Below are 26,699 nucleotides of genomic sequence, written 5' to 3' on the forward strand. Positions count from 1 at the left end.
TGGCTGGCCTCAAGGCCGCTCAGACTTCCGAATCCCAGATCACCGTGACGTTGCCGGTATAGGCCTTGGCGCCGCTGTCCAGCATCTCTTCGACGCTGCTACGGGCCACTTCAAAGTGCAGGGTGCCTGGCCTACGATCGACGTAGAAACCCGGCTGGAACAGTTCGGTGCCGCTGCCGTCACGCAGCAACCGGCGACGGTTGGCCGGTTGCCCGGAGCTGTCCGTCAAGCCGTCGGGCAGGGTCACGCTGACATCCACCGGCACGGCGTGGCCGGTGCCGGTTTCGGCGATCGCGCAGGTATTGCCACTGGTGTGCTGGCATTCGATGGCCATCTTGAAACGTGACGAGGCCGAGATATGGAAGCGTTGATCGCGAAACAGCCGAGCCGGTTTTCGCCCACTGTTCAGCCAGGCTTGCCAGCCTTCCGGGGGCACCAGTTCCACGCGGTTGCCGCCGGGGGGCACTTCGACCTTGAGGGTGTGCTCGACGTCGAGTTTGAAATTGAGGGTAATCACCGAGTCATTGGGGAGCATGACGTCACCCACATCGAAGTCCTGCCCCGGCCCAACGCCATAGCTCACCGAGCCCCGGTATTGACCGGACGACATCTTCAAGGGGTTGGGTGTGCGCAGTTCGTAGGCGAAGTCCAAGAAGTGGTAGGCAATGCTGGGGATCAAGTAGGCGGCCTTTTTGGCACACACCCCCTCGGTTGGCGTCTTCCAAAAGAAGTTATAGATGTACTCGTTCATGGTCCCGAAATGGGTGGACTGACAGGGCGAAGGCGCGTACTTGAAACTGGAGCCGCTCCATAACCTGTTATGGGCGGTTGTGAGATCCACACCGCCACCCACCAGACTGATGACGCTGACAGGGAGTCGGTAGCGCGAACCGATGCCGGAGACACGAACTTGAACGATTTCAGTTTCGCCCGTATCGGTATGGATCACCTGTGCCAGGCGCCAAGTGGCGGGCACATCAAACATCGCCCCTTGCCGGGAATCCCCATGATTGGCTTGAATGGGACCGGTAGACTCGAAGGCAATGGGCAGCTGGATGCTGAACATTTTTTCCCTCTCACAGACCGCCGGATACAGCGCGCAATAACCCGAGACCGGGGTGGTATTGAGAAAGGTGTTTTCATTGGGCTTCGAGGGATCGGGCCTGAATATGGCGCTGACATCCTTGCTGACGGCATGAGCCGTCGATACACAGGTCAACACCACCACCGATACCATGCCTTGCACTGCCATTGGTAACTGCTTCATCTCTACCTCACCCTCAAATCGGCCCGGACTGCCCAAGCCACTCCTTTTTAAATTTCCGAATCCCAGATCACCGTGACGTAACCGGTGTAGGCCTTGGCGCCGCTGTCCAGCATCTCTTCGACGCTGCTACGGGCCACTTCAAAGTGCAGGGTGCCCGGCCTACGATCGACGTAGAAACCCGGCTGGAACAGTTCGGTACCGCTGCCGTCACGCAGCAACCGGCGACGGTTGACCGGTTGCCCGGCGGCGTCGGTCAAGCCATTGGGCAGGGTCACGCTGACGTCCACTGGCACGGCATGGCCGGTGCCGGCTTCGGAGATCGCGCAGGTATTGCCGCTGACGGTTTGGCATTCGAGTGCCATCTTGAAACGGGAAGAGGCGGAGATATGGAAGCGTTGGTCGCGGAACAACCGCGTGGGTTTGCGGCCGCTGTTCAGCCAGGATTGCCAGCCTTCCTGGGGGACCAGTTCGACCCGGTTGCCGCCGGGGGGGACTTCGACTTTGAGGGTGTGCTCGACGTCAAGCTTGAAGTTGAGCGTGAGCGCCGAATCGTTGGGGATCATGACATCGCCCATGTCAATGTCCTGCCCTGGCCCAACGCTATAGGTCAGCGACCCGGTGTATTGGCCGGACGACATTTTCAGTGGGTTGGGGGTGCGCAGTTCGTAGGCAAAGTCCAGATAGTTGTAGCTCATGGCAGGGATCAAGTATCGGGCCGTTTTCCCACACACACCTTCTGTCGGCACCTTCCAGAAAAAGGCATAACTCGTAATGTTATAGAGTGAAACACCGCTGTATTGACATGGCAAAGGCGCATACACCCATTCAAGACCGCTCCATAACGCCCGGTGGGCTCCCCAAACGCTCGCGCCGCCACCTACCAATTCGATCACACTATTGGAGAACAATTGTCTCGACCCAAAGCCGGACCAGCGCACTTCAACAGTTTCTATTTCGCCCGTCCCCGTATGGGTAACTTGTACCGGACGCCAACTGGCAGGCACTTTAAACATCGCACCTTGCCGAGGATCTTCATGATTCGCCTGGATAGGACTGATCGTATTGGCAGAGAGACGTAATCGAACGCTGAACATTCCTGTCGCTCTGCAGTCCGACGGTCTATCTGCGCAGTAACCACTGATAGGCGTGGTATTGAGAAAGGTATTCTCATTGGGTTTCGATGGGTCAGGCCTGAACAGAGCGCTGATATCCTGGGTCAAGGCATTGGCCGCAGGCACGCACGCAAACAACAACACCGAGACCACGCTGCGCACTGCAACCGATAAGGGTTTCATTTATACAACCTCATACAATCAAGACAAATCGCTGCAAATAGGTAGGTGAGCAATTCACTTGTGGGAGCAAGGCTTGCCCGCGATGCAGGCGCCTCGCTCTTCAGGTGAACAGCGTTATCGTTCATCGCGAGCAAGCTTTGCTCCCACAGTTTCAGGAGCAAGCTTTACTCCCACAGTCTCAGGAGCAAGCTTTGCTCCCACGGTCTCATGAGCGCTGTTTCGCACTGTCAGCCTCGGCCAGCGTCGTGTCGGCCAAGGTATCCGGCGTGCAGCGCAAGTCACCGATCATCAGCACATCGCCTTCGCGGCTCGCGTTGTCCGGGTCGAGGCGGAACCGGCAGAACAACTCGCTGCCATAACGCACTTCCAGGGTGGGCGAGCCGGCATTCATTTCCATGGAGAAGAACCCGTCCGCCTCGCTGACACCGCGACTGGCGTGGTTGATCACGTGATGGCCCTTGAGCGGTTCCCCCTGTTCGTCCAACAGACGACCCAGCACGGTCACTGTTCTCAACACACTGATCTTGCGGTAATCCACCCCGCCCTTGTTCAGGTGATAACGGGTGCGGGACGGCTCGATGTTCGCCGCCGGCGGATGCACGCCGTCGAAATCGAAGGTCACCATGCTGTTCTTGTAGGCGGTGATCGGCACGAAATTGCGGCCCGGGTGCAAGGTGGTGCTGCCGCCGGTCAAGTCGTCGGCCCGCAGGATGATGTCGTCCAGGTCGGTTTCCACGTCGACGATCATGCCGGCACCGCGCCCCTGGGGCACGCCGGTGAAGGCGGCTTTCTGTCCGCCCACCGCCACCGTGCTGCTCAGGTTCAAACCGCCGGTGAGGTTGTCGTTGTAGGAGGAGCGCTGGATGAAGCCATCGCCGTACATCGACTCGGTCATGAAGCTGGCGATACCCGACAGCCCCACGCCATAGGTGTCGGCCAGCGCCGTGGCGGAGACGCTTTGCAAGACGTGGTCTTCCAAGTCGCGGCGATACGAAACCGAGGCATTGTTGTCCCGCGCGCCATCGCGCGAAGTGCGGGTGCCAACGCTGCCCGACCAGTATTCGCCCGGCCCGCCCAAGGCGACGCTGAGGCTCAGGTCCAGGCCACGGTTGCGCTTGTCGGCGGTGCTCGAAGTGCCGGGGCGGTCGAACACCGACAGCCGCCAGTTGGCATCGCTGCCACGCAGCGTGGTGCGCTGGGTCCAGCCCAAGTCCAGGCCGGTGCCCTGGACGTTGCCTTCGCTGTAGGCCAACCGGCCGTTGATGGAGTTCTTGTTGCTCAAGCGATGATTGACCGACAGCGATGAATTGCTGGTCTGGCCGACGTAGACGTTGCGCTGGCGGATACGGGTGCCGTCCGACAAGGTTTCGTAGGTGTTGCGGGTGTCGAGCCAACTGCGGTTGTGGCTGGCGACGATGCTGCCATGGCCGTAGCTGTACAGGCCTTGCAAGTCCATGCCGGTGCCGTACTGCTGGGTCTGGTAGACGTTGGCGTACAGGCTGGTGTTGCTGGCGAGTGTCCAGTCGATCGAAGTGCCCACTTGCAGTTTGTCCTGCACCTGGCGCGTGGACGCACCGAGGATCACCCGTGGGTGCAGCAGGTAGTTGACGCCGATGCCGGCGGTCGTGAAACCCGAGGGCTGATCTTCCCAGTTGCTCCACAGCCGGGTTTCGCGACCGGCGAACAGGTTGTAGCGCCAGCGGTCCTCGGTACTGTTCCAGTTGTTGGGCTTGTAGACCAGCTCCTGGCTGGTGGCGGTGGTTTGCCCATCTTCAATCAGCCGCACTTCCACTTCATAGATACCACCGGGCAACGGGCGGGTGTCCAGGCTCTGCAAGCCAGCGCTGACGGCCTGGGTATTGATCAGCAGGCCGCTGCGATAAATTTCCACCGACGCCTGGCGGCTGGCGGTGACATAAATGGGGTAGACGCTGGGCTTGGGATTGTCGATCACCAGGCTGTCGGAGCTGCCGTACATCACCCCCAGCGCGGTGTCCGGGTTGGCGCCGAACGAACGGATCTGGCGATTCAAGCCATCGGAACCGGGCGTGAAGTAACCCAGGCGGAAGAAATTGCCTTCCATTTCCCGTTGGGTATAGAGCTCATGGACGGCGTGGTAGAGCTTGTCGTCCGGCCCGCCAAGACGCGAGAGCTGAAGGTCCAGCGACTGGCTCCAGTTACCCACGCTGGAACTGGCATTGAGGCCATACCGCCCACCGGTGTCCTGTTTCTGGCCACCGTTGATATTGAGTTGGTTATTGAAGATCAGGCCGAGGCTGCCGCCTTCCGGCTGATCGTAGAAACGCTTGGCTTCAGTTGCGCGCTCGACATCCTGGGTCAGGATCGACACCAATGAATTCTCGAGGCTGTAATGCACGGCCAACAGCCCGCCGGTGCAGTTGGTTTCACACGCGCCCAGCACTTGTCCCTGCTTGAGGCGTTGCTCCCATTGTTCGCGCTCGACGGCCTTTATCGTGCTGTCTTGCGTTTCGGTGAATTCCAGCAAGGTAATGCGATCATCTCGCGTCAAGACCACCATGGCTTCGCCGAGATACTGCTGATTGAGTTCTATACGAACCGCGAGTGGCACATCGAAGAAGTGGGCTTCAAACTCCGCCGGCAGGCCCTTGGCCTGGGACAACAGGCTTCTTGGCGTCGTACCGGGGGCGATTGGCGCGGCCAATGCTGTCGCGCACAAAAATAGCGCGAGCGCACCTGCGATGGGTGTCATCGGAAACATCAACGGATTCTCATATTCAGCGTGCTATCGGGGCGTTTCAGGTACAGGCCGACCGGCTGGGGAGGGCCGGCCGGCCTGCGGCGATGCCCATGGGCGAGGAGAGACTCACCGGGCAGCGAATGGCCTTACGGGCGCGGCACGGCGTCGAAGATGACGGTCATGTCAGCGGTGTACAGGCCGTTCTGGGTGTCCAGGGGCCTGGCCGCGACGATGGTCATGTCGGCCTGGGTGCCTGGCGTGGAGGTCGCATCGTCCACCACTTCCTGCGGTATGGCGGTCAGGGTGACGCCGTTGAAGGCGGTGGTCAGGGCGATGGAGTTGCTGCCGTTGTACAGCGCGGCCGGGCCGCCTTCGATATAGGCGTTTACCGAACCTTCGGTGTTTTTCACGTCGTAGGTCTGGCGCAACGAAGTCAAGGTGCCGCTGACCGTGTTGTAGCTCATGACTTCGTCTTTACCGAAGTCAGGGTTGCGTGGCTGCACATGGAACTGCTGGGTCGGGATGTTCGCAGTGATGTGGATCGACGAGCGAGCATCATCGGCAGCAAATGCCAGCGAAGAACCCAGGGCGGCGGCGACCAGGGCAGTACTGGATACGAGTTGTTTGAGCATGTTGTTAACACCTGTTCTTAGCAATAAAGAGAAAAGGTTGAAATTTGCAAACCAAGCGCAATTTGGCTTGCCCTCCAACGCCGAGCATGATCGGCGCTCTTTAACTAAAAAAAAGCAGGAAGATTCCTATAGGCTTGTAGTAAATCCAATATACGAAAGAGCGAAAAATACGCAGTTTTCGATAAAACATAAGTTTGGATGTCAGAAACAGCCCACATTTTAAGCCTACGCCACTTTTATCATTACAAATGTATGCCGCCGCATCCCGCATACATTGAGCATTCAGGTAAGGTCCTTTCCTGAACCCAAGTAACCCGCCGCCAAACCAAGATGTATCTTAGTTTGCGAAAAACAATCAAGTTAAAAGATATATCTTTTATTCAAGATATATCTGAGTGCTATCTATATGCAGAACGGAGACAGCATATGAACGCCCTTTATTCTCATTCCGACTCTTCCTCCAAACGCGAACACGACGGTTTCGAACGACGCCCGACAGGTTCGCGTGGCAACCGGGCCCCCCGGGTCTTCGCCGCCGGTGATTTGAAGGTGTTGTTGCTGGCGCTGATTGCCGAGCAGCCATGCCACGGCTACGACCTGATCCGCCGGATAGAGCACATGTTCGAGGGTGCCTACAGCCCCAGCCCCGGTGTGATCTATCCGACCCTGACCTTCCTGGAAATGAACGCGATGATCAGTTGCGGCGTCGAAGACGGAAAAAAGTGCTACAGCGTGACCGATGCCGGACGTCTATCCCTGGAGAAGCAGGCCGAAGCGCTGGATGAGGTGCGTACGCGCATTGAAATCAGCAAGCGCACATTGCGCGGCCATGATCGTCCCCCGGAGATCCATGAAGCGGTGTATAACCTGCGCCATGCCCTGCAAAAGCACCCTGGCCACTGGAGCCCGGAAGAAATCCGGCGGGTGCGCGACCTGCTCAACGACACCGCCAAAGCCATCATCGACGGCCCCGACCGTCCACCTGTCTCGGAGTCAAGCCAATGACCGAAGTCGATCCAAACACTATTCATCGTGTCAGCCATGAGATCAAACGCCGTCGCCTGCAAGTGTTGCGGGTGCAGGACCTGACCCCACGCATGCGCCGCATCACCGTCGGCGGGCCGGAACTGGCCGGGTTCGCCAGCCTGGGTACGGACGATCATGTGAAATTGCTGTTCCCGCAGAACGCCGAGGAACACGCCGCTCTGGAAAACTTCAGCCCCAGCATCGACAAGGCCCAGGGCCCGATGCCCGAGATGCGCGACTACACCCCGCGCCGCTATGACCTCGATACCCTGGAGCTGGACGTCGATTTCGTGCTCCACGGCGACGGCCCCGCTGCAACCTGGGCGGCCCAGGCAACGCCCGGGCAATACCTCTACATCGCCGGGCCACGGGGCTCGATGATCGTGCCGGACATCTTCGACAGCTACCTGCTGATCGGCGACGAAACCGCCCTGCCCGCCATCGCCCGTCGCCTCGAAGGCCTGGCGCCCAACCGGCGTGCCCTGGTGGTGGTGGAAGTGGAAAACGGCGCCGAGCAGCAGATTCTCCAAAGCCCGGCGCAGGTGCACGTGATCTGGGTGCTGCGCGAGGGGCGCCAGGACAACCTGCTGCGCACCGTGCAACAGCTGGACATGCCCGGCGGCAAGCTGTACGCCTGGGTCGCGACCGAGAGCAAGGTGTCGCGGCAGATTCGCAAGGTGTTGCTGGAAGAGAAAGGCCTGGACCAGGACTTTGTGAAGGCGGTGGGGTATTGGAAGCTGGATGACAGTGAGGAAGATTGAGGGACTGGCGGTGGCTGAAGTACCCTGCACCCGCTGACTGAACACAACCCTCTTTGGGAGCAAGGCTTCTGTGGGAGCAAGGCTTGCCCGCGATGAGGACGATGCGGTCTTTCAGAAATCGAGTCGCCTGTTTCGCGAGCAAGCTTTGCTCCCACAGGGCCATCGCTGTCCTTTAATGTCTTGATCAACCTTCCACCAGGTACCCCGCCCCATGCTTTTCCTGCTCGCCTACATCAGCAGCGTCGTGCTGATCAACTTCGCGTTTTCCGCCGCGCCGCACCTGGACATCATCTGGTCGGCCTGGGGCGGCCTGGTGTTTATCCTGCGGGACATGGTGCAGACCCGTTTCGGCCACGGCGCCATCGCGGCGATGCTGGTGGCGCTGGTGTTGTCCTACGTCACCTCGGACCCAACCATCGCCCTGGCCAGCGCCACGGCGTTCGCCGTGTCCGAATGCATCGATTGGCTGGTGTTCACCATCACCAAGCGCCCACTGCATGATCGGTTGTGGATCAGTTCGGCCCTGAGCATTCCCCTGGACACGTTCATCTTCTTCGGCCTGATCGACGCCCTGACGCCCGCCGTGGTGATCACCGCCCTGCTCTCGAAATTCGCCGGGGTCACCGCCGTCTGGCTGATCATGGCCTGGCGTTTACGTAAACAGGCCATCGCCGGGCGGTTCATGTAAAATGCCGCGCTTTCTCCCATGGGAAGCTCGCCCGGCGCGCAACCCGCGATGATCCGCTCCTGTTTGAGGACCTTCAGATGACCCGTATCGGAACCCCATTGTCGCCCACCGCGACCCGCGTTTTGTTGTGTGGCAGCGGTGAGCTGGGCAAGGAAGTGGTAATCGAACTGCAGCGCCTGGGCGTCGAGGTGATTGCCGTGGACCGCTACGCCAACGCGCCGGCCATGCAAGTGGCCCACCGCAGCCATGTGATCAACATGCTCGACGGTGCTGCCCTGCGTGCGGTGATCGAGGCCGAGAAGCCGCATTTCATCGTGCCGGAAATCGAAGCCATCGCCACCGCCACCCTGGTGGAACTGGAAGCCGAAGGCTTCACCGTGATCCCCACCGCCCGCGCCGCGCAACTGACCATGAACCGTGAAGGCATCCGTCGCCTGGCCGCCGAAGAACTGGGCCTGCCGACCTCGCCGTACTTCTTCGCCGACACCGTGGAAGACTACCGCAAGGCCGTGGAAACCCTGGGTTTCCCGTGCGTGGTCAAGCCGGTGATGAGTTCCTCGGGCAAGGGCCAGAGCCTGCTGCGCAGTACCGATGACGTGCAAAAAGCCTGGGACTACGCCCAGGAAGGCGGCCGTGCTGGCAAGGGCCGGGTGATCATCGAAGGTTTCATCGATTTCGACTACGAAATCACCCTGCTCACCGTGCGTCACGTCGGCGGCACCACCTTCTGCGCGCCGGTCGGCCACCGTCAGGAAAAGGGCGACTATCAGGAATCCTGGCAGCCACAAGCCATGAGCCCGGTGGCCCTGGCCGAATCCGAGCGCGTCGCCAAGGCAGTGACCGAGGCCCTGGGTGGTCGCGGCCTGTTTGGCGTCGAGCTGTTCATCAAGGGTGACCAGGTGTGGTTCAGCGAAGTCTCGCCACGCCCACACGACACCGGCCTGGTGACGCTGATCTCCCAGGACCTGTCGCAATTCGCCCTGCATGCCCGCGCCATTCTCGGCCTGCCGATCCCGCTGATCCGCCAGTTCGGCCCTTCGGCCTCGGCGGTGATCCTGGTGGAAGGCCAATCGACCCAGACCGCTTTCGCCAACCTGGGCGCGGCCCTGAGTGAACCGGACACCGCCCTGCGCCTGTTCGGCAAACCGGAAGTCAACGGCCAGCGCCGCCTGGGCGTGGCCCTGGCCCGCGACGAATCCATCGAAGCCGCCCGTGCCAAGGCGACCCGCGCCTCGCAGGCCGTCAAGATCGAACTGTAAACAAGATCGCTTGCCCATGGTGACCTGTGGGAGCAAGGCTTGCCCGCGATGAACGATAACGCGGGCCACCTGAAGACCAAGGCGTCAGCATCGCGAGCAAGCTTTGCTCCCACGGTTAACTGGGGTGACATCCGGGTATTAAAAAAGGCGACACCCGCAAGGGTGTCGCCTTTTTCATGGTCGCCGGTTGAGCTTAATCCGGCAGTTTGTAGGCAATCACATAATCGCCCTGCTTGGTGCCCAGGGAACCGTGACCACCGGCAACAACCAGCACGTATTGCTTGCCGTCCTTGCCGGTGTAGGTCATCGGCGTGGTCTGGGCGCCGGCGGGCAGGCGGCCTTCCCACAGTTGCTTGCCGTTCTTCACGTCATAGGCACGCAAGTACTGGTCGAGAGTGCCGCTCAGGAACGCCAGGCCGCTGGCGGTGGTGAAGGGGCCACCCAGGCTCGGGACGCCCATGCTCAGCGGGATCGGTACCGGCGAGCTGTCGCGCACGGTGCCGTTCTTGTGCTTCCACAGGGTCTTGTTGGTGGTCAGGTCCACGGCCGCGACATAACCCCACGCAGGCGCCTGGCAAGGCAGGCCCATTGGCGAGAGCAGCGCTTCGAGGATCACCCCATATGGCGCGCCCTTGTTAGGCTGCACGCCTTCGGTTTCGCTCTTGCGCCCCGGGCCACCCGCCACTTCGGCCGCTGGCACCAGTTTCGACTTGAACGCCATGTAGCTCGGATTGACGAAGGCGATCTGGCGCACCGGGTCCACCGAAATGCCGCCCCAGTCGAACACGCCGAAGTTGCCTGGGTAGACGATCGAGCCTTGCAGCGACGGCGGCGTGAACATGCCGTCATAACGCAGCGACTTGAAGTCGATCCGGCAGAGCATCTGGTCGAACGGGGTCACGCCCCACATGTCGCTTTCCTTGAGGACCGGCGGCACGAAGTTCAGGTCGGACATCGGTTGGGTCGGCGAGGTGTGGTCGCCTTCCACCGCGCCTTGCGGCACAGGGATTTCCTTGATCGGCACGATCGGCTGGCCATTGCTGCGGTCCAGCACATAGATGCTGCCCTGCTTGGTCGAGGCCAATACAGCGGGTTTCACGCCATCGGCGGTCTTCAGGTCCATCAGGGTCGGTTGACCGCCGACGTCCATGTCCCACAGGTCGTGATGAGTGAACTGGAAGTACCAGCGCACCTTACCAGTGGCGATGTCCAGGGCGGTCAGGCCAGCGGCGTATTTTTCCGATTCCGGTGTGCGCAAACCACCGAACTGATCGGGGGTCTGGTTGCCCATCGGCAGGTAGAGCATGCCGAGTTTTTCATCGACGCTGAACATGGACCACATGTTCGGGGAGTTGCGGGTGTAGGTCTTGCCTTCGGCAATCGGCGTGGTGTCGTCCGGATTGCCGCTGTCCCAGTTCCACACCAGCTTGCCGGTGTGCACGTCGTAGGCACGGATGACACCGCTGGGCTCGTCGGTGGAGACGTTATCGGTGACGTGGCCGCCGATCACCACCAGGTTCTGGGTGACCGCCGGTGGCGACGTGGAGTAGTAACCGCCGGCGGTGAAACCACCGATGTTGGCGGTCAGGTCGACCTGGCCCTTGTCGCCGAAGTCTTCGCACATCTTGCCGGTGTCGGCGTTGAGGGCGATCAGACGGGTGTCGGCGGTCGGCAGGAAGATCCGCCGTGGGCATACGCTGCTGGCCGGCGTGGTGCTGGCGGCACCGGTGGGGCTCTGCTCGGCAGAGGCGTACGCGGCGTCATCGTGATAGGTCACGCCACGGCAGGTCATGTGGGCCCAACCCTTGAAGTTCTGCGCTTTTTGCGTGGATAGCTTCGGATCGAAACGCCAGATTTCCTTGCCGGTTTCAGGCTCCAGAGCAATCACCTGGCTGTGAGGCGTGCACACGTAGAGCATGCCGTTGGCCTTCAGCGGGGTGTTTTCGGCAGTGGTTTCACCCGGATCGTTCGGCCCTGGCAGGTCGCCGGTGCGATAGGTCCAGGCCGGCACCAGTTTGCTGACGTTCTCGGGGGTGATCTGCGCCAGCGGCGAATAGCGGTCGCCATGGGCACTGCGCCCGTAGGAGTTCCAGTCGCCGTCCGGCATGGCCGGTGCGGTGTTGGCCATGCCCGGCACGCTGTCGCGGTCCAGTTGGCCCTTGATTTCACCCGGGTTGGTGAACTGGCTGGCGAGCGCGGCAACACCGGCGATGACCACGGCGGCGCCCAATGCGCGGGTGCCCACAGCCGAGGCATCGGCGGTCAACAGCGGGCGACGCAACCACGGCAGCAACATGACGATGCCCAAGGCAAACAGCATCGCCAGGCGCGGCACCAGTTGCCACCAGTCCAGGCCCACTTCCCACAAGGCCCACACGGTGCTGGCGAACAGCACCAGCGCGTACAGGCCCAGGGCCGCGCGACGGGCCATGATCAGCAGCACGCCGGTCAGCGCCAGGCCGAGACCGGCCAGCAGGTAGTACAACGAGCCGCCAAGCGTGCTCAGCTTGACTCCCCCGGCCAGCAGGACCAGGCCCATCAATAGAAGCAGAATGCCGAGCAGACTCGGTAGCAGACGGCTTCGACTCAAAGCACCCTCAGTGCTCATAGTGTGTTTCTCCGTGACGTTTTAAGGAGTCCCGCGCAAGTAGTCACTGTAGATGACGATCTTGCGGGGGCATGGTTCAGTTGAAAAAGGTAATTGGGTGTACGCGGACCATTGTGGGAGCGGGCTTGCTCGCGAAAGCGGCATGTCAGGCGACTTTTATGCCGGATGTGAAATCGCCTTCGCGAGCAAGCCCGCTCCCACAGAAAGTCGTTCGTCATACGCCAAAAGACAGCGCTGTCTTTCGGAGTCTGGACATCGAGCATTCTTAGATTTTTCAGCAGGTAATAAACTGGACGCAGAGGCTTCGGCACAACAGAAGAAGCGTTTCAGCAGGCGGCGCAAGGATAATGTCCTGCTCTCAATAGAGAAAGAGCTTTTGCTGACATGAATCATCTCGGATTCGGTAACAGTGCGCCTGGCGCTGACGGCCATGATGAAGGCTATGCTTCCACCAAAGGGGCACCTCGGCTAAGGTGCGCGGCTTTACACCTTTAGCGCGAAGGCCTCCCATGACCGAACCCAACAACAACCCGCTGCACGGCGTGACGCTGGAGCAGATCCTCAACGCCCTCGTGCAGCACTACGAATGGTCGGGCCTGGCTGAACGCATCGACATCCGTTGCTTCAAGAGCGACCCGAGCATCAAGTCGAGCCTGACTTTCCTGCGCAAGACGCCGTGGGCACGGGAGAAGGTCGAGCGCCTGTACATCAAGTTGATGCGCACTAAACGGCCGGTCTGAGTCATGGGGATTGACAAGGGTCGTCAGCGCTTCGTATCGGTGACGGCACTGCTGGGCTGGGTGGGATTGAGCATCCAGCTGTACCTGATCCTGCTGGGTCGCTGGAAACTGGACGCGAGCCTGCTGGGCGGGCTGGTGAGTTTCTTCAGCTTCTTCACGGTACTGACCAACCTGTTGGTGGCGGTCGTTCTGACCTGGGAACTGACCCACCGCCAATCCCCGACCCGACGCTGGTTCCTACGGCCCAGCACACGCAGCGGCGTCGCCGTGAGCATCGCCCTGGTCGGCCTGGCCTACAACCTGCTGCTGCGCCACCTCTGGCAGCCCGAAGGCTGGCAGTTCGTGGCCGATGAGTTGCTGCACGACGTGGTGCCCTTGCTGTACATCGCCTATTGGTGGCTCTACGTGCCCAAAGGCGGCTTGCGCCTGGGCCACATCGGGCTTTGGGTGATCTACCCCTTGGTGTACTTCGCCTACGTCCTGCTGCGCGGGGATCTATTGGCGGCTTACCCCTACCCTTTCATCGATGTGGCGAACCTGGGTTATCCACAGGTGTTCATCAATGCCGGGGGGATATTGCTGGGGTTTATCGCGATTGCGCTGGGGATGGTGGGGGTCGATCGGTGGGCATCGTTGAAATAGAGGCCTGCAGAGCACATAGCTGTGTGAGCCAAACCTGTGGGAGCAAGGCTTGCCCGCGATGACTGTGGGAGCAAGGCTTGCCCGCGATGAAGATCACGCGGTTTACCTGAAGACCACGGCACCCGCATCGCGAGCAAGCTTTGCTCCCACAGATAGGTGTCCCCCAGGTAGGTGTCCCACAGGGATTTTGTGTTCACAGGTGGAGATCACCGCCTAGCCGGCAACATCCACACCAACCCACTGGCCTTGGCCCGTTCATGACACAACGCCAAGACACCGCGGCGCTCCTCGTTGTCCATCCGGCTCCACCGGGTGATCTCCGCCACGGTGCGCTGGCAACCGGTGCAGATGTCGTCATCGTCCAGCGCGCAGATGTTCACGCAGGGCGAAGGCACCGGGCGTTCAGGGGCGCTCATGGTTCCTGCTCGAACAGGTCGCGGGCGTAGCGCTGGGCATTGTGCACATAGTGCGCGGCGCTGGCCTCGAGCATGTTCTTCTGGGCCTCGGTCAGTTCACGCACCACCTTGCCGGGCGAGCCCATCACCAGCGAGCCGTCGGGAATTTCCTTGCCTTCGCCGATCAGCGAGTTGGCGCCGATGATGCAGTTCTTGCCGATCTTCGCGCCGTTGAGAATCACCGCGTTGATGCCGATGAGGCTGTAGTCGCCCACCGTACAGCCATGGAGCATGGCGTTGTGGCCGATGGTCACACCGGTGCCGATGGTCAGCGGATAGCCCATGTCGGTGTGCATCACCGTGCCGTCCTGCACGTTGCTGTTCTTGCCGATCAGGATCAGTTCGTTGTCACCGCGCAGTACGGCGTTGAACCAGACATTGGCGCCCTCTTCGAGGCGGACCTTGCCCACCAGCGTGGCGTTGGGCGCGACCCAGCTCTGTGGGTGGGTTTCGACACGGGCATCGCCCAGGCGGTATTTCATGAGGGTCCTCGGGTCATCAGGTATTGATGTAGCTTTTGGGCGGTGTGTGCAGGTCGATGTCGGCGTCGTACAGCAGGTTGACCAGTTCGACGATCATGATCGCCGTCAGGCCCCAGATCTTGTACTCGCCAAATCGATAGCTGGGCACGTACCAACTGCGGCCCTGGTAATCGATACGGTGCGTGTGTTCACGCGGATCCTTGCGGAAAAACTCCAGCGGCACGCTGAATACCGCAGCGATCTCGGCATCGTTGGCCTGGTATTCGACGTAGTCCGGAATCACCCCGACATACGGTGTGACCTTGATGCCATGCAGCGAGATCAACGGGCTGAGGGGGCCGATCACTTCCACCAGGCCGGGCGGCAGGCCGATTTCTTCCTCGGCTTCGCGCAGGGCGGTGAAGATCAGGTCCGGGTCTTCCGGGTCGCGGCGCCCGCCGGGGAACGCCACCTCGCCGCCATGGGTCGAGAGCCCGCTGGCGCGCAGGGTCAGTACCAGCTCCGGTTCATCGCTGCGGGTGATCGGCACCAGCACCGCGGCTTCAGGGAAACGTTGGTCGGCCTGCAGATCGTGCGGGGTATGGTTGCTTACTCGATGCAGTAGCTCGTCCAGCATGAGACTTCTCGATTTATTCGCTACCTTGCATCATGCACCAATCGTTCAAGCGGCCCAACCCCCGCACCACGTCGTGTCGCGAAACGACAACTTGCCGCACCGGCCTACGCACGCCAAGATAGGCGCAGCATTCAGGAACCCAAGCATGAAATTCTGTAGCCAGTGCGGTAACCCGGTGACCCAGCGCATACCCGAAGGCGACTCGCGCCTGCGTTTTGTCTGCGACACCTGCCACACCATCCATTACCAGAACCCCAACATCGTGGCCGGTTGCGTACCGACCTGGGGCAGTAAAGTCCTGTTGTGCCGGCGCGCCATCGAGCCGCGGCGCGGTTACTGGACGCTGCCGGCAGGCTTCATGGAAAACGGCGAAACCATCGAACAGGCCGCCGTGCGCGAAACCGCCGAAGAAGCCTGCGCCCGGGTGCGAAACTTGAGCATCTATACGCTGATTGACGTACCGCATATCAGCCAGGTACATGTATTCTTCCGCGCCGAGCTGATGGATGAGGATTTCGCCGCCGGGCCCGAGAGCCTGGAAGTGAAGCTGTTCGAAGAAGCGGACATTCCCTGGGACGAGTTGGCTTTCCGTACGGTGGGCCGCACCCTGGAATATTTCTATGCCGACCGCCGCGCCGAGGATTACCCGGTGCGATCCGAATCGATTCCACCGTTGGCTCAGCCGGCCAACACCTGAAAAACCAATCAATATAGTCGCGACACCTCTAGGGATATCGTTTCAATGCGCTGGTTGCTTGTCCTGTTCTGCTTGTCGTTCACAACGGTGTCCCAGGCCTCGGCGGTGGGAACCTACAACGGCAAGGTCATCGAAAAAGTGCTGGTGCTCAAGTCCGCCCATCAATTGCAATTGATCAACGACGGCAAGCCGCTCAAGACCTATCGCATCTCCCTGGGCAAGGGCGCCAAAAAAGGCCCCAAGCTGATAGAAGGCGACAAGCGCACCCCCGAAGGCTTCTATTGGCTGGACTGGCGCAAGACCAGCGACCGGTTCTATCTGTCGATGCACATTTCCTACCCCAACATCAGCGACGCCGCCCGCGCCCGCCGCGAAGGCGTGGAACCGGGGGGCATGATCATGATCCACGGCACGCCGGATTCGGAAGAGAACCCTGAGCAGTTGTTCCATACGCTGGACTGGACCGATGGCTGCATCGCCATGCGCAATGTGGACATGCGCGAGGTGTGGAGCCTGGTGCCGGATGGGACGATGATCGAAATCCGACCGTAGTACCCGACCACACATGAGATCCCTGTGGCGAGGGGATTTATCCCCGTTGGGCTGCGCAGCAGCCCCCCTAAACAAACAACTCAATTTTCCTGACACACCGAATTGCCTGGCTTGAGGGCTGCTTCAGCCCAACGGGGATAAATCCCCTCGCCACAGGGAACGGTGTCGACCAGCCTTTTGTTACAAGTCCAAGAACCGCAACGCAATCCCCTCCCCCAGCCTTGATCTACCCTCAGAACTGATGCGGTGGTTCGGCTCGCTGTGCCCCGCAGAATCCAAAGTGAGACGTGTCACGTCGAAGCATAGGTAGTCATGACGTATGTGATTCGACAGGGCTTCACCTGCTCCAGATGAGACATCAAATCATGACAACTCATAACAGTTTTATACGGACGACAGCGGTTGCGGTGGTGGCGTTGACGGGTGTGTGGCAACCGGGCTCCGACGCGTGGGGGGGCGATGGAAAAGAGGAGCCGTGGTATACCGCCTGGCTTCAGGTCGCGGCGGATTCGAGCGTGCCGATCCGCGATACCAAGCCATCGTTGCATTGGCGTACCGACATGGGCACGCTCTATCGAGGAGACACTACGGATCAGGGACTCGGGGCCTTCCAAGACGGGATCTTACCCAAAGCCGCAGGCTTCCCCATACCCGAGTGGATGTATGACTGGTGGAGCCACGGAGCTGGGGCAGGGAAATCGGTCTACAGCAGTACAACCCGCGACCAGGGTCTCGCCCAACGTTTCGCCAAGGAATGGGTGTATGAGATCAAAGCCCCTCATGGTATTGACCAGGATGCATCTGGTGGAGCTGTCAGCGAGCAGGAAATCAGCTTTCCGGGGGGAGTCAAGCGCGAGTTCATCAGGCAAGCATGCAAGAAAGACAACCTTGCCGATTGTGAAGCGAACCAGAACTACCGCGAGCCGACCGGCCATGAAAGCCCACTGGAGGTCGCGGCGGTCAGCATAGAATGGAGCCGGATCACGCCTCCAGAAGGTTTGGCGTGGGTAAAAAGCAAAGAGTCCCTCTGGGCGGTCGGTTCCCAGACAATCAATCCAGTACAGGGGGCGGCTGCGCTTGCCCAAGGGTTACGGGGCAGGAGCTCGCTGCCACCCATTCTCAGATGGGCCAGCCAGCCGGAGTCCCCCTACATTCAATCGGTCGTTGTGGCATTTCGCGACTATAGCGAAGCCAAGGTCTGGGCTGTCGTGGAAGCACAAAACGGTGGATGGGTATATGAAGTCAGACCCAACAGCGTGGCAGTGGATCTATCAGGGCGTAACACCGGCGCACGCGAAGGCGCCTTCGCGTTCATCGGCGGTATCAAGGGAGGCCTGTTGATGAACGCCCGCCGTTTCGAGAAAGGCGTGGGCGAACCGGTCGAGTGCATTGGCATCGAAAAAGAAGCTTGCCGCCTCGAAAACCGCCATCAATAGTTTTCGCAGTGCAGGCTGGCTAATGCTAACTCCCACAATGGTGTTGTGAACGCCACTAACCACTGTGGGAGCGAGCTTGCTCCGGGCGGCGATCCGACGATGGGGCCGGCACTTATGGCATCAAGTCCGAAGCTCTACCCGGTCCAAGGCTTTGTTCGCCAACAACGTTCCCAGCTCGATCATCTGCGCCACCCCCAACGCCACATGCCGCCGCGAACCGTCCAAGTCAAACAGGAGGTCGCTAAGCACCGCATTGGCCGAGGCCAGGGTTTCGCTGAGGTTAGCTAGCAAGGTTTCGGTGTCAACGTTGTCCGATACGCTGAACAACTGCACCGAGGGTTTGGGTTCTGGTTCGCTGTCGTCAGGCTTGAGGTAATGATCCATCGCGCGGTCGGCGGCTTCTTTCAGCTTTTCGGGGGCGTAGTCGCCGTAGGGGAAGGTGGAGGCGGGTTTTGGCATGTCAGAATTATTTTTCAATTGAAGCTCCTTTAAATTAATGGAGCCCAGGACAAAACGTCCGGGCTTGTTGCCCCTTGATTTTTTTCGGACGGTCAAACCCGGTCGCTGAACTGGCAGCGACACCCAAAGGCTAGAGCCCTACCTTCCGAGGGACAACCTTAAAAACATGTCGGAAACTTCGGTGCGTCTGACAGACCAGCCATCTGATCAGAGATGTTTCGCACAAATTCAGATAGGCTTTTTTTGGATTGAATTGGGTACATATCCGTTGCTGCGGTAACGGCCACTTAGGGTTCCGCCCTGACGGCGGCTCACTTTTGAGAAGCGCAAAAGTAAGCAAAACGCTCATGCCCCACCACTCGGTGCCTCGCCTAGGCTCGGCATGCCTGAACGAAGGCATTGTTCCGTGGGCCCTTCGCGGCGGGCCCACGGAGCAATTCCGGAGTGAGGGCACACCGAGCCTAAGCGAGGTGCCGAGTGGTGGGGCAGAAGCGTTTTGCTTACTTTTGCGCTTCTCAAAAGTGAGCCGCCGTCAGGGCGGAACCCTAAGCAGCCGTGACCGCAGCAACGGATATACACACAAAACCAACACCCAATAAAAAACCCGCTGATCCACTCAGCGGGTTTTTCATTTAGCGATTTAAGCGATTCAAGCGCAGGAAGATCAAAAATCCTCCAACCGCCACACCTCATACGCCGGCGTCTCATAGGGATGGCTGAGTTTCAAAACCTCCACCACCGCACGAATCAACTCATCAGCAACGACAAGCTCCACCTTCCATTCCTCGACCTGCTCAACCTGCCCCGCCTCACCAATGAACGGCTGGCTGCCGTCCAACGGGCGAAACTGGCCCAGGCCCAACACTTGCCAGGCGCAGTGCTCATAGTCACCGATTCGCCCGCCACCGGCAGCGAATACGGCGCTTTTGACCACGTCCAGATGGCTGGCCGGGACGAAGAAGCAGAGCTTGTACACCGCCTTAGTTCACCCAGACGCGCGCGTTGCGGAACATGCGCATCCATGGCGCGTCTTCGTTCCAGTCGTCCGAACGCCACGAGTTCTGCACCGCGCGGAACACACGCTCCGGGTGCGGCATCATGATCGTGACGCGGCCGTCGCGGCTGGTCAGGCCGGTGATCCCGCGCGGCGAGCCGTTCGGGTTGGCCGGGTAGGTTTCGGTGACCTTGCCGTGGTTGTCGACAAAACGCAGCGACACGCAACCGGACAAGTCGGCTTCGAGCAGCGCTTCTTCGCTTTCGAATTCCGCATGGCCTTCGCCGTGGGCGATGGCGATCGGCATGCGCGAACCGGCCATGCCCTGCAGGAAGATCGAATTCGACTCCTGCACCTGGACCATCGCCACGCGGGCTTCGAACTGCTCGGAACGGTTACGCACGAAGTGCGGCCAGAACTCGCTGCCCGGGATCAGCTCGTGCAGGTTGGACATCATCTGGCAACCGTTGCACACACCGAGGGTGAAGCTGTCGGTGCGTTCGAAGAAGCCCTGAAACGCATCGCGGGCGCGGCTGTTGAACAGCGCCGACTTGGCCCAGCCTTCACCGGCACCCAACACGTCACCGTAGGAGAAACCGCCGCAAGCGACCATGCCCTTGAAGTCATTCAGGTCGACACGACCAGCGAGGATGTCGCTCATGTGCACGTCGATCGCGTTGAAGCCGGCGCGGTCGAACGCTGCCGCCATCTCCACCTGGCCGTTGACGCCCTGCTCGCGCAGGACCGCCACTTGTGGGCGAATGCCTTTCTTGATGTAGGGCGCGGCCACGTTTTCGTTGACGTCGTAGCTGAGCTTGGCGCTCAGGCCCGGGTTGTCTTCTTCCAGCAGCGCGTCGAATTCCTGCTCGGCGCAGTCGGCGTTGTCGCGCAGGCGCTGGATCTGGTAGCTGGTTTGCGCCCACTGGCGCTGCAACAGGCTGCGCTGGCCTTCGAAGACGGTGTCGCCGTTGAAGGTGATGTTGATGTGGGCGTTGTTGATCGGCTGGCCGATCACCGAGACGCAGTCGGCCAGGCCAGCCGCGCTGAACTGGGCGAGGATGTCCGGGGTGGCGTCCTGGCGAACCTGGATCACCGCGCCCAACTCTTCGTTGAACAGGATGGCCGGGATTTCGGCGGTGGACTCGGCAACGCTGTCGAGGGTCAAGCTCAGGCCACAATGGCCGGCGAAGGCCATTTCCACCACAGTGGTCAGCAAACCGCCGTCGGAACGGTCGTGGTAAGCCAGCAGGTGACCGTCGGCGTTGAGGCCCTGGATGACGGCGAAGAACGCTTTCAGGTCTTCGGCATCGTCGACGTCCGGTGCTTGCGAACCGAGCTTGCCATGCACCTGGGCCAGGATCGAGGCGCCCATGCGGTTCTGGCCACGGCCCAGGTCGATCAGGATCAGGTCGGTGGTGCCCTTGTCCATGCGCAGTTGCGGGGTCAGGGTCTGGCGGATGTCGGTGACCGGGGCGAAACCCGTCACGATCAGCGACAGCGGCGAGGTCACGCTCTTGTCCACGCCTTCGTCGTTCCAGCGCGTGGCCATGGACATCGAGTCCTTGCCCACCGGAATGGTGATGCCCAGCTCAGGGCACAGCTCCATGCCAACAGCCTTGACGGTGTCGTACAGACGGGCGTCTTCACCCGGGTGACCGGCGGCGGACATCCAGTTGGCCGACAGCTTGATGTCGGAAATCTTGCCGATACGCGAAGCCGCGATGTTGGTCAGGGTCTCGCCGATCGCCATGCGGCCCGACGCCGGGGCGTCCAACAGTGCCAGCGGCGTGCGCTCGCCCATCGCCATGGCTTCACCGGTGTAGACGTCGAAGCTGGTGGCGGTCACGGCAACGTCAGCCACCGGCACCTGCCACGGGCCAACCATCTGGTCACGGGCCACAAGGCCGGTGATGGTGCGGTCGCCGATGGTGATCAAAAAGCTCTTGCTCGCCACGGCCGGGTGATGCAGCACGCGCTCGATGGACTCGGCGACATCGAGTGTCGACGGATCGAAATCGTCGCCCAGCTCGGCTTCGCGAACGGCCGAACGGTGCATGCGCGGGGCCTTGCCCAGCAGCACTTCCAGCGGCATGTCCACCGGGCTGTTGCCGAAATGGCTGTCGGTGACGGTCAGTTGCGGCTCGGCGGTGGCTTCACCCACTACCGCAAACGGGCAGCGCTCGCGCTCGCAAATGGCCTGGAAACGTTCGAAGTCGGCCGGACCGACCGCCAGGACGTAACGCTCCTGGGATTCGTTGCTCCAGATTTCGTGCGGGGCCATGCCCGGCTCGTCGTTCGGAATGTTGCGCAGTTCGAAGCGGCCACCACGGCCACCGTCGTTGACCAGTTCCGGGAAGGCGTTGGACAGGCCGCCCGCGCCGACGTCGTGAATGAAGCTGATGGGGTTGTGTTCACCCAACTGCCAGCAACGGTCGATGACTTCCTGGCAACGGCGTTCCATTTCCGGGTTTTCCCGCTGGACCGAGGCGAAGTCCAGGTCCGCCGAGCTGGTGCCGGTGGCCATGGAGGAAGCGGCACCGCCACCCAGGCCGATCAGCATGGCCGGGCCACCGAGGACGATCAGCTTGGAGCCGACCAGGATCTCGCCTTTCTGCACGTGTTCGGCGCGGATGTTGCCCATGCCGCCAGCCAACATGATCGGCTTGTGGTAACCACGGACTTCCTCACCACGCGGGGTGGTGATGGACTGTTCGAAGGTACGGAAGTAGCCGGTCAGGGCCGGACGGCCGAATTCGTTGTTGAACGCCGCGCCCCCCAGGGGGCCTTCAATCATGATGTCGAGGGCGTTGACGATGCGCTCAGGCTTGCCGTACGGCTTTTCCCACGGCTGTTCAAAGCCCGGGATCTGCAGGTTCGACACGGTGAAGCCGGTCAGGCCGGCCTTGGGCTTGGCGCCGCGCCCGGTGGCGCCTTCGTCACGGATCTCGCCACCGGAACCGGTGGACGCGCCCGGGAACGGGGCAATCGCGGTCGGGTGGTTGTGGGTCTCGACCTTCATGAGGATGTGCACCGGCTCCTGGACCGCACCGTACTGGCGGGTCTCAGGGTTCGGGTAGAAACGACCGGCAACGCTACCGACGATCACCGCCGCGTTGTCCTTATAAGCCGACAGCACACCTTCATTGTGCATCTGATAGGTGTTCTTGATCATGCCAAACAGGCTTTTTTCCTGGTCCTGGCCGTCAATGTCCCAACTGGCGTTGAAGATCTTGTGGCGGCAGTGCTCGGAGTTGGCCTGGGCGAACATCATCAGTTCGATGTCGTGGGGGTTGCGCTTCAAGCCCTGGAAGGCGTTGACCAGGTAATCGATCTCGTCTTCGGCCAGGGCCAGGCCCAGCTCGACGTTGGCTTTTTCCAGCGCGGCACGGCCGCCGCCCAGTACGTCGATAGCGGTCAGTGGCTTGGGTTCGGCGTGGCTGAAGAGGCCGGCGGCCTGCTCCAGGTTGCCCAGGACGACCTGGGTCATGCGGTCATGCAGGCCTTCGGCGATCAGTTGGGCCTCGGCCTCGCTGAACTCACCGGCGACATAAAAGGCAATACCGCGCTCCAGGCGCTGGATTTTCGCCAGGCCGCAGTTGCGGGCGATGTCGCTGGCCTTGCTCGACCACGGCGAAATGGTGCCGAAACGCGGCAGTACCAGGAACAGGCGACCGGCCGGCTCCTGGACAGGAACACTGGGACCGTACTTCAGAAGGCGCGCAAGCACCTGCTGTTCGTCGCCGGTCAAACCGCCGGTGACTTCGGCGAAGTGAGCGAATTCAGCATACAAGCCACTGACAGCCGGAACCTTCTGGCTCAGTTGCTCAAGGAGTTTGCTGTGGCGAAAGGCAGAAAGGGCAGGAGCGCCGCGCAGGATCAACATCTTCGGGACAGCCTCGGGAAGGGGTGTGCTTTGAGGCCGTGCATTCTAGCCTAAACCGCCGGCAACGGCACCCGAAACGGCACGCGCGATGCTGGCCGAATGTCGGTCTTTGCGCACACGGCGGTATTGGACACCCGCACCAAGGTTTTCGCAGAGTTATTTTTCAGCGACGCAAAGCCCTGCGCGCCCCGGCCGGCTGGTGCTGCGGACATGTTTTGCAATGGCTAGCAGACTGGCCTTTTGCTGTCGAGATATGGCGGTAGGGGCCGTTTGCGTATACTGCGCAGATGTTTTCCCCAACGGCTTTGCGTCCGCGATATGCCAGATGGCTGATCGCAACCGGACTCTTCCTGGTGCTCGGTGGTTGTGTTGAGAAACCCAACACACTGGAGCGCGTAAAGGAGGATGGCGTGCTGCGGGTGGTTACCCGAAACAGCCCTGCCACCTACTTCCAGGATCGCAATGGTGAAACCGGCTTCGAATACGAGCTGGTGAAGCGCTTCGCCGACGATTTGGGGGTGGAGCTGAAGATCGAGACCGCCGACAACCTCGACGATCTGTTCAACCAGATCGGCAAGCCCAACGGTCCGGTACTCGCGGCGGCGGGCCTTGTCAGCAGCGAGCAGCGCAAGAAGCAGGTGCGGTTTTCCCGCTCCTACCTGGAAGTCACCCCGCAAATCATCTACCGCAACGGCCAATCACGCCCCACCGACGCGGCGGCCCTGGCGGGCAAGAAGATCATGGTGCTCAAGGGCAGCACCCACGCTGAACAACTGGCCCAACTGAAACTGCAGTATCCAGGCATCGAATACGAAGAGTCCGACGCAGTCGAGGTTGTCGACCTGCTGCGCATGGTGGATGAGGGGCAGATCGACCTGACGCTGGTGGACTCCAACGAAGTGGCGATGAACCAGGTGTACTTCCCCAACGTGCGCGTGGCGTTCGACCTGGGCGATGCCCGCAGCCAGAGTTGGGCGGTTGCCCCTGGCGAGGACAACAGCCTGCTCAACGAGATCAACAGCTACCTGGACAAGGTGCAGAAGAACGGCACCTTGCAGCGCCTCAAAGACCGTTATTACGGGCACGTTGACGTCCTAGGCTACATGGGCGCCACCACGTTCGCCCAACACTTGCAGCAACGACTGCCCAAATACGAACAACATTTCAAGGCCTACGCCAAGAAAGAGAAAGTCGACTGGCGCCTGCTGGCCGCGATCGGCTACCAGGAATCGCTGTGGCAACCGACGGTCACCTCCAAGACTGGCGTGCGCGGCCTGATGATGCTGACCCAGAACACCGCCCAGGCCATGGGCGTATCCAACCGCCTGGATCCGAAGCAAAGCATCATGGGCGGCGCCAAGTACCTGGCCTACATGAAGGAGCAGTTGGACGAAAGCATCGAGGAGCCCGACCGCACCTGGTTCGCCCTCGCCGCCTATAACGTGGGCAGCGGTCACCTGGACGACGCCCGCAAACTGGCGGCCAAGGAAGGGCTGAACCCGAACAAGTGGCTGGATGTGAAGAAGATCCTGCCGCGCCTGTCGCAGAAACAGTGGTACAGCAAGACCCGCTACGGCTACGCCCGGGGCGGCGAGCCAGTGCATTTCGTGGCGAACATCCGTCGCTACTACGACATCCTGACCTGGGTCACGCAACCGCAGCTCGAAGGCAACCAGGTGGCCGAGGGCAACCTGCATGTGCCGGGTGTCGACAAGAGCAAGCCTAACCAGGAATCCCCGCAGCTATAACAGCCGTACACAACCCTTAATGTGGTAGCGGACCTGTGGGAGCAAACACTCCTTAATGTGGTGCCTGTGGGAGCAAAGCTTGCTCGCGATAGCGGTTTGACTGTCAGTCCGCTATCGCGAGCAAGCTTTGCTCCCACAGGCTAGCTCTCACAGGCTACCTTCCGCAGGGTGTAGTGGCAGGGTCAGGGTTTGGCGGCAGCCAGGATCAGCGCTTTCATTTCCGACACAGCCGACTTGAACCCGACGAACAACGCATGGGCCACCAGCGCGTGGCCGATGTTCAGCTCGTTGATGCCCTTGATGGCCGCGACGGCTTCGACGTTGTGGTAGTGCAGGCCATGGCCGGCGTTGACGATCAGGCCCTGGGCCAGGCCGAAGGCGACGCCATCAGCGACTCGCTGCAGCTCATCGGCCACATCCGTGGGCGTCTCGGCATCGGCGTAACGGCCGGTGTGCAGTTCGATGGCCGGCGCGCCAACACGCTTGGACGCCTCGATCTGCCGTTCGTCGGCATCAATGAACAGCGATACCTCGGCGCCAATCTTCGACAGGCGTTCCACCGCCAGGCTGATCCGCGCCTCCTGCCCCGCTACGTCGAGGCCGCCTTCGGTGGTCAGCTCCTGGCGAGTCTCCGGCACCAGGCAGATGTGCGCCGGGCGGATGAGCTCGGCGAACGCCATCATTTCTTCGGTCACGCCCATTTCGAAGTTCATGCGGGTTTGCAGCACATCCTTGAGCAGCAGCACGTCACGCTCCTGGATGTGGCGACGGTCTTCACGCAGGTGCACGGTGATGCCGTCGGCGCCCGCCTCTTCCGCGTCCAGTGCGGCCTTGACCGGATCCGGGTAACGCGTACCGCGGGCCTGGCGCAGGGTGGCGACATGGTCGATGTTCACGCCGAGAAGAATGCGATTGCTGGTGCTCACGAAAAGGCTCCTGAATGGACGAATAGTCGGCCCACAGCATACGGGTTGATCAGGGCTTGCGAAACAGCTCGCGACTGACCAGTGGCCGCCCGCCCAGATGCACCGCCAGCGCCTGGCGCATCAGCCGCTTGGCCGCCGACAAGGCGCCCGGCGCACTCCAGTCGGCCTCGGCCATGGCCAGCAGCTCGGCCCCGTTGAACAGCCCCGGTTGCAGCAGGTAGACCTGCTCCAGGCCGGCATCCACTTGCAAGCGGTACAGGCCATCGGCGGCGATGGGCTCGCCGTGCAGGTCAGTGTTCAGGGCGAAGCCATAGCCCAGGTCATCCAGCAGCCGCCATTCGAAGGAGCGCAGCAGCGGCTCCAGCGGACGGCCTTCGGCCAGGGCCAGCAGGGTGGCGGCGTAGTGGTCGAAGACAGCCGGGTGGGGATCTTCGGCCGGCAGCAGGCGGATCAGCAGCTCATTGAGGTACAAGCCGCTGAACAGCGCCTCACCGTTGAGCCATGCGGCGACGCCATTGCTTTCCATGCGCCCGACATTTTTCAACTCGCCCCGGCCCCGGAACTCGACTTCCAGCGGCACGAACGGCCGCGCCAGCGTCCCGGCCTTGCCCCGCGCCCCACGCAATACCGCCCGCAACCGCCCTTGCGGCGTGAGGAAGTCCACCAGGGCGCTGCTTTCGCGGTAGGCGCGGCTGTGGAGGACGTAGGCGGGTTGGCCGGTGGGTTGGGTTGGGGGCATGGAAACGAAGTCTCACTGACGGAGCACAATTTATAAACAACCCGAAACCAATGTGGGAGCGGGCTTGCTCGCGAA

24 protein-coding genes are annotated in these 26,699 nt (G+C 61.2%); 11 read left to right on the forward strand and 13 right to left on the reverse strand.

Going from position 1 to position 26,699, the window contains the following annotated elements:
* Positions 1-19: 19 nt before the first annotated feature.
* From CFII68_RS20450 to CFII68_RS20440, 4 genes are all read right to left on the reverse strand, one after another.
* A complete protein-coding gene (locus CFII68_RS20450; protein WP_018603308.1) occupies positions 20-1,252 on the reverse strand; it encodes a hypothetical protein in 1,233 nt (410 codons plus the stop codon).
* A gap of 62 nt (positions 1,253-1,314) precedes the next feature.
* Positions 1,315-2,562, reverse strand: coding sequence for a hypothetical protein (locus CFII68_RS0125820; protein WP_033062474.1), 1,248 nt, complete (start codon positions 2,560-2,562; stop codon positions 1,315-1,317).
* A 205-nt stretch (positions 2,563-2,767) separates the two neighbouring features.
* The gene (locus CFII68_RS20445; RefSeq protein WP_033062475.1) at positions 2,768-5,302 is read right to left on the reverse strand and encodes a CS1-pili formation C-terminal domain-containing protein; all 2,535 of its coding nucleotides are present in this window, start codon (positions 5,300-5,302) and stop codon (positions 2,768-2,770) included.
* 125 nt (positions 5,303-5,427) lie between these two features.
* Positions 5,428-5,913 (reverse strand): CS1 type fimbrial major subunit, encoded by a 486-nt coding sequence (locus CFII68_RS20440; RefSeq protein ID WP_018603314.1) that lies wholly within the window; start codon positions 5,911-5,913, stop codon positions 5,428-5,430.
* 426 nt (positions 5,914-6,339) lie between these two features.
* Here CFII68_RS20440 and CFII68_RS20435 point away from each other — a divergent pair, with 426 nt between their 5' ends.
* From CFII68_RS20435 to purT, 4 genes are all read left to right on the forward strand, one after another.
* A complete protein-coding gene (locus tag CFII68_RS20435) occupies positions 6,340-6,918 on the forward strand; it encodes a PadR family transcriptional regulator (protein WP_018603316.1) in 579 nt (192 codons plus the stop codon).
* Positions 6,915-7,700, forward strand: coding sequence for a siderophore-interacting protein (locus CFII68_RS20430; protein ID WP_018603318.1), 786 nt, complete (start codon positions 6,915-6,917; stop codon positions 7,698-7,700). Before CFII68_RS20435 ends, CFII68_RS20430 begins: the two co-directional genes overlap by 4 nt.
* A gap of 211 nt (positions 7,701-7,911) precedes the next feature.
* Positions 7,912-8,388, forward strand: a complete 477-nt coding sequence (locus CFII68_RS20425; protein ID WP_003205220.1) for a preQ0 transporter — start codon at positions 7,912-7,914, stop codon at positions 8,386-8,388.
* Between the two features lie 77 nt (positions 8,389-8,465).
* The gene (gene purT, locus CFII68_RS20420) at positions 8,466-9,647 is read left to right on the forward strand and encodes a formate-dependent phosphoribosylglycinamide formyltransferase (RefSeq protein ID WP_018603333.1); all 1,182 of its coding nucleotides are present in this window, start codon (positions 8,466-8,468) and stop codon (positions 9,645-9,647) included.
* 193 nt (positions 9,648-9,840) lie between these two features.
* On the opposite strand, the gene CFII68_RS20415 is transcribed toward purT, so the two are convergent.
* Complete coding sequence (locus tag CFII68_RS20415) at positions 9,841-12,255, reverse strand: glucose/quinate/shikimate family membrane-bound PQQ-dependent dehydrogenase (protein WP_018603335.1); 2,415 nt, start codon at positions 12,253-12,255, stop codon at positions 9,841-9,843.
* Positions 12,256-12,307: 52 nt separating this feature from the next.
* Here CFII68_RS20415 and CFII68_RS27395 point away from each other — a divergent pair, with 52 nt between their 5' ends.
* The 3 genes from CFII68_RS27395 to CFII68_RS20405 all read left to right on the forward strand — a co-directional run bounded on the left by CFII68_RS27395 (position 12,308) and on the right by CFII68_RS20405 (position 13,637).
* Positions 12,308-12,643, forward strand: a complete 336-nt coding sequence (locus tag CFII68_RS27395; protein WP_156334932.1) for a hypothetical protein — start codon at positions 12,308-12,310, stop codon at positions 12,641-12,643.
* Between the two features lie 121 nt (positions 12,644-12,764).
* Positions 12,765-12,995, forward strand: a complete 231-nt coding sequence (locus CFII68_RS20410) for a VF530 family DNA-binding protein (protein ID WP_003205228.1) — start codon at positions 12,765-12,767, stop codon at positions 12,993-12,995.
* 3 nt (positions 12,996-12,998) lie between these two features.
* A complete protein-coding gene (locus CFII68_RS20405) occupies positions 12,999-13,637 on the forward strand; it encodes a Pr6Pr family membrane protein (protein WP_018603341.1) in 639 nt (212 codons plus the stop codon).
* 206 nt (positions 13,638-13,843) lie between these two features.
* Here CFII68_RS20405 and CFII68_RS20400 read toward each other — a convergent pair whose 3' ends face one another.
* The 3 genes from CFII68_RS20400 to CFII68_RS20390 are packed head-to-tail and all read right to left on the reverse strand — an operon-like array spanning position 13,844 to position 15,190.
* Entirely contained in the window at positions 13,844-14,053 is a 210-nt protein-coding gene (locus CFII68_RS20400; protein ID WP_018603343.1) for a DUF1289 domain-containing protein, read from the reverse strand.
* Complete coding sequence (locus CFII68_RS20395; protein WP_018603344.1) at positions 14,050-14,574, reverse strand: gamma carbonic anhydrase family protein; 525 nt, start codon at positions 14,572-14,574, stop codon at positions 14,050-14,052. The genes CFII68_RS20400 and CFII68_RS20395 overlap by 4 nt, the downstream gene beginning before the upstream one ends.
* 16 nt (positions 14,575-14,590) lie before the next feature.
* The gene (locus tag CFII68_RS20390; RefSeq protein ID WP_018603345.1) at positions 14,591-15,190 is read right to left on the reverse strand and encodes a CoA pyrophosphatase; all 600 of its coding nucleotides are present in this window, start codon (positions 15,188-15,190) and stop codon (positions 14,591-14,593) included.
* A gap of 145 nt (positions 15,191-15,335) precedes the next feature.
* Between CFII68_RS20390 and CFII68_RS20385 the strand changes: the two genes are divergently transcribed.
* The 3 genes from CFII68_RS20385 to CFII68_RS20375 all read left to right on the forward strand — a co-directional run bounded on the left by CFII68_RS20385 (position 15,336) and on the right by CFII68_RS20375 (position 17,875).
* Positions 15,336-15,887 carry an NUDIX hydrolase gene (locus CFII68_RS20385; RefSeq protein WP_014339999.1) on the forward strand — a complete coding sequence of 184 codons (552 nt, stop codon included), beginning with the start codon at positions 15,336-15,338 and terminating at the stop codon, positions 15,885-15,887.
* Positions 15,888-15,932: 45 nt separating this feature from the next.
* A complete protein-coding gene (locus tag CFII68_RS20380) occupies positions 15,933-16,439 on the forward strand; it encodes a murein L,D-transpeptidase family protein (protein ID WP_018603349.1) in 507 nt (168 codons plus the stop codon).
* 365 nt (positions 16,440-16,804) lie between these two features.
* Entirely contained in the window at positions 16,805-17,875 is a 1,071-nt protein-coding gene (locus CFII68_RS20375) for a hypothetical protein (RefSeq protein ID WP_018603351.1), read from the forward strand.
* A 120-nt stretch (positions 17,876-17,995) separates the two neighbouring features.
* Here the strand turns inward: CFII68_RS20375 and CFII68_RS20370 are convergent, their stop codons facing one another.
* The 3 genes from CFII68_RS20370 to purL form a co-directional block, all read right to left on the reverse strand.
* Entirely contained in the window at positions 17,996-18,334 is a 339-nt protein-coding gene (locus CFII68_RS20370) for a DUF6124 family protein (protein ID WP_033062476.1), read from the reverse strand.
* Positions 18,335-18,998: 664 nt separating this feature from the next.
* Positions 18,999-19,310: a YqfO family protein gene (locus CFII68_RS20365; protein ID WP_018603356.1), complete on the reverse strand. Its 312-nt coding sequence runs from the start codon at positions 19,308-19,310 to the stop codon at positions 18,999-19,001.
* Between the two features lie 4 nt (positions 19,311-19,314).
* Positions 19,315-23,211 carry a phosphoribosylformylglycinamidine synthase gene (gene purL, locus CFII68_RS20360; protein WP_018603358.1) on the reverse strand — a complete coding sequence of 1,299 codons (3,897 nt, stop codon included), beginning with the start codon at positions 23,209-23,211 and terminating at the stop codon, positions 19,315-19,317.
* A gap of 287 nt (positions 23,212-23,498) precedes the next feature.
* Between purL and mltF the strand changes: the two genes are divergently transcribed.
* A complete protein-coding gene (gene mltF, locus CFII68_RS20355; protein ID WP_018603360.1) occupies positions 23,499-24,959 on the forward strand; it encodes a membrane-bound lytic murein transglycosylase MltF in 1,461 nt (486 codons plus the stop codon).
* 182 nt (positions 24,960-25,141) lie between these two features.
* Here mltF and pdxJ read toward each other — a convergent pair whose 3' ends face one another.
* Positions 25,142-25,885 carry a pyridoxine 5'-phosphate synthase gene (pdxJ, locus tag CFII68_RS20350; RefSeq protein ID WP_018603362.1) on the reverse strand — a complete coding sequence of 248 codons (744 nt, stop codon included), beginning with the start codon at positions 25,883-25,885 and terminating at the stop codon, positions 25,142-25,144.
* Positions 25,886-25,934: 49 nt separating this feature from the next.
* The gene (gene recO / locus CFII68_RS20345; RefSeq protein WP_018603364.1) at positions 25,935-26,624 is read right to left on the reverse strand and encodes a DNA repair protein RecO; all 690 of its coding nucleotides are present in this window, start codon (positions 26,622-26,624) and stop codon (positions 25,935-25,937) included.
* Positions 26,625-26,699: the final 75 nt, after the last annotated feature.

Origin of the sequence: Pseudomonas sp. CFII68 (assembly GCF_000416195.1) — a bacterium.
Taxonomy (GTDB): domain Bacteria; phylum Pseudomonadota; class Gammaproteobacteria; order Pseudomonadales; family Pseudomonadaceae; genus Aquipseudomonas; species Aquipseudomonas kilonensis.

Excerpts from the sequence above, each read along its gene's own strand:
- CFII68_RS20380 (WP_018603349.1), top strand. The coding sequence starts at position 15,933 with ATGCGCTGGTTGCTTGTCCTGTTCTGCTTGTCGTTCACAACGGTGTCC.
- CFII68_RS20445 (WP_033062475.1), bottom strand. The coding sequence starts at position 5,302 with ATGTTTCCGATGACACCCATCGCAGGTGCGCTCGCGCTATTTTTGTGC.
- CFII68_RS27395 (WP_156334932.1), top strand. The coding sequence starts at position 12,308 with ATGACGATCTTGCGGGGGCATGGTTCAGTTGAAAAAGGTAATTGGGTG.
- recO (WP_018603364.1), bottom strand. The coding sequence starts at position 26,624 with ATGCCCCCAACCCAACCCACCGGCCAACCCGCCTACGTCCTCCACAGC.
- CFII68_RS20375 (WP_018603351.1), top strand. The coding sequence starts at position 16,805 with ATGACAACTCATAACAGTTTTATACGGACGACAGCGGTTGCGGTGGTG.
- CFII68_RS20395 (WP_018603344.1), bottom strand. The coding sequence starts at position 14,574 with ATGAAATACCGCCTGGGCGATGCCCGTGTCGAAACCCACCCACAGAGC.
- CFII68_RS20415 (WP_018603335.1), bottom strand. The coding sequence starts at position 12,255 with ATGAGCACTGAGGGTGCTTTGAGTCGAAGCCGTCTGCTACCGAGTCTG.
- CFII68_RS20405 (WP_018603341.1), top strand. The coding sequence starts at position 12,999 with ATGGGGATTGACAAGGGTCGTCAGCGCTTCGTATCGGTGACGGCACTG.
- purT (WP_018603333.1), top strand. The coding sequence starts at position 8,466 with ATGACCCGTATCGGAACCCCATTGTCGCCCACCGCGACCCGCGTTTTG.
- CFII68_RS20435 (WP_018603316.1), top strand. The coding sequence starts at position 6,340 with ATGAACGCCCTTTATTCTCATTCCGACTCTTCCTCCAAACGCGAACAC.
- CFII68_RS20410 (WP_003205228.1), top strand. The coding sequence starts at position 12,765 with ATGACCGAACCCAACAACAACCCGCTGCACGGCGTGACGCTGGAGCAG.
- CFII68_RS0125820 (WP_033062474.1), bottom strand. The coding sequence starts at position 2,562 with ATGAAACCCTTATCGGTTGCAGTGCGCAGCGTGGTCTCGGTGTTGTTG.
- mltF (WP_018603360.1), top strand. The coding sequence starts at position 23,499 with ATGTTTTCCCCAACGGCTTTGCGTCCGCGATATGCCAGATGGCTGATC.
- CFII68_RS20440 (WP_018603314.1), bottom strand. The coding sequence starts at position 5,913 with ATGCTCAAACAACTCGTATCCAGTACTGCCCTGGTCGCCGCCGCCCTG.
- CFII68_RS20370 (WP_033062476.1), bottom strand. The coding sequence starts at position 18,334 with ATGCCAAAACCCGCCTCCACCTTCCCCTACGGCGACTACGCCCCCGAA.
- CFII68_RS20425 (WP_003205220.1), top strand. The coding sequence starts at position 7,912 with ATGCTTTTCCTGCTCGCCTACATCAGCAGCGTCGTGCTGATCAACTTC.
- CFII68_RS20385 (WP_014339999.1), top strand. The coding sequence starts at position 15,336 with ATGAAATTCTGTAGCCAGTGCGGTAACCCGGTGACCCAGCGCATACCC.
- CFII68_RS20400 (WP_018603343.1), bottom strand. The coding sequence starts at position 14,053 with ATGAGCGCCCCTGAACGCCCGGTGCCTTCGCCCTGCGTGAACATCTGC.
- purL (WP_018603358.1), bottom strand. The coding sequence starts at position 23,211 with ATGTTGATCCTGCGCGGCGCTCCTGCCCTTTCTGCCTTTCGCCACAGC.
- CFII68_RS20450 (WP_018603308.1), bottom strand. The coding sequence starts at position 1,252 with ATGGCAGTGCAAGGCATGGTATCGGTGGTGGTGTTGACCTGTGTATCG.
- CFII68_RS20390 (WP_018603345.1), bottom strand. The coding sequence starts at position 15,190 with ATGCTGGACGAGCTACTGCATCGAGTAAGCAACCATACCCCGCACGAT.
- CFII68_RS20430 (WP_018603318.1), top strand. The coding sequence starts at position 6,915 with ATGACCGAAGTCGATCCAAACACTATTCATCGTGTCAGCCATGAGATC.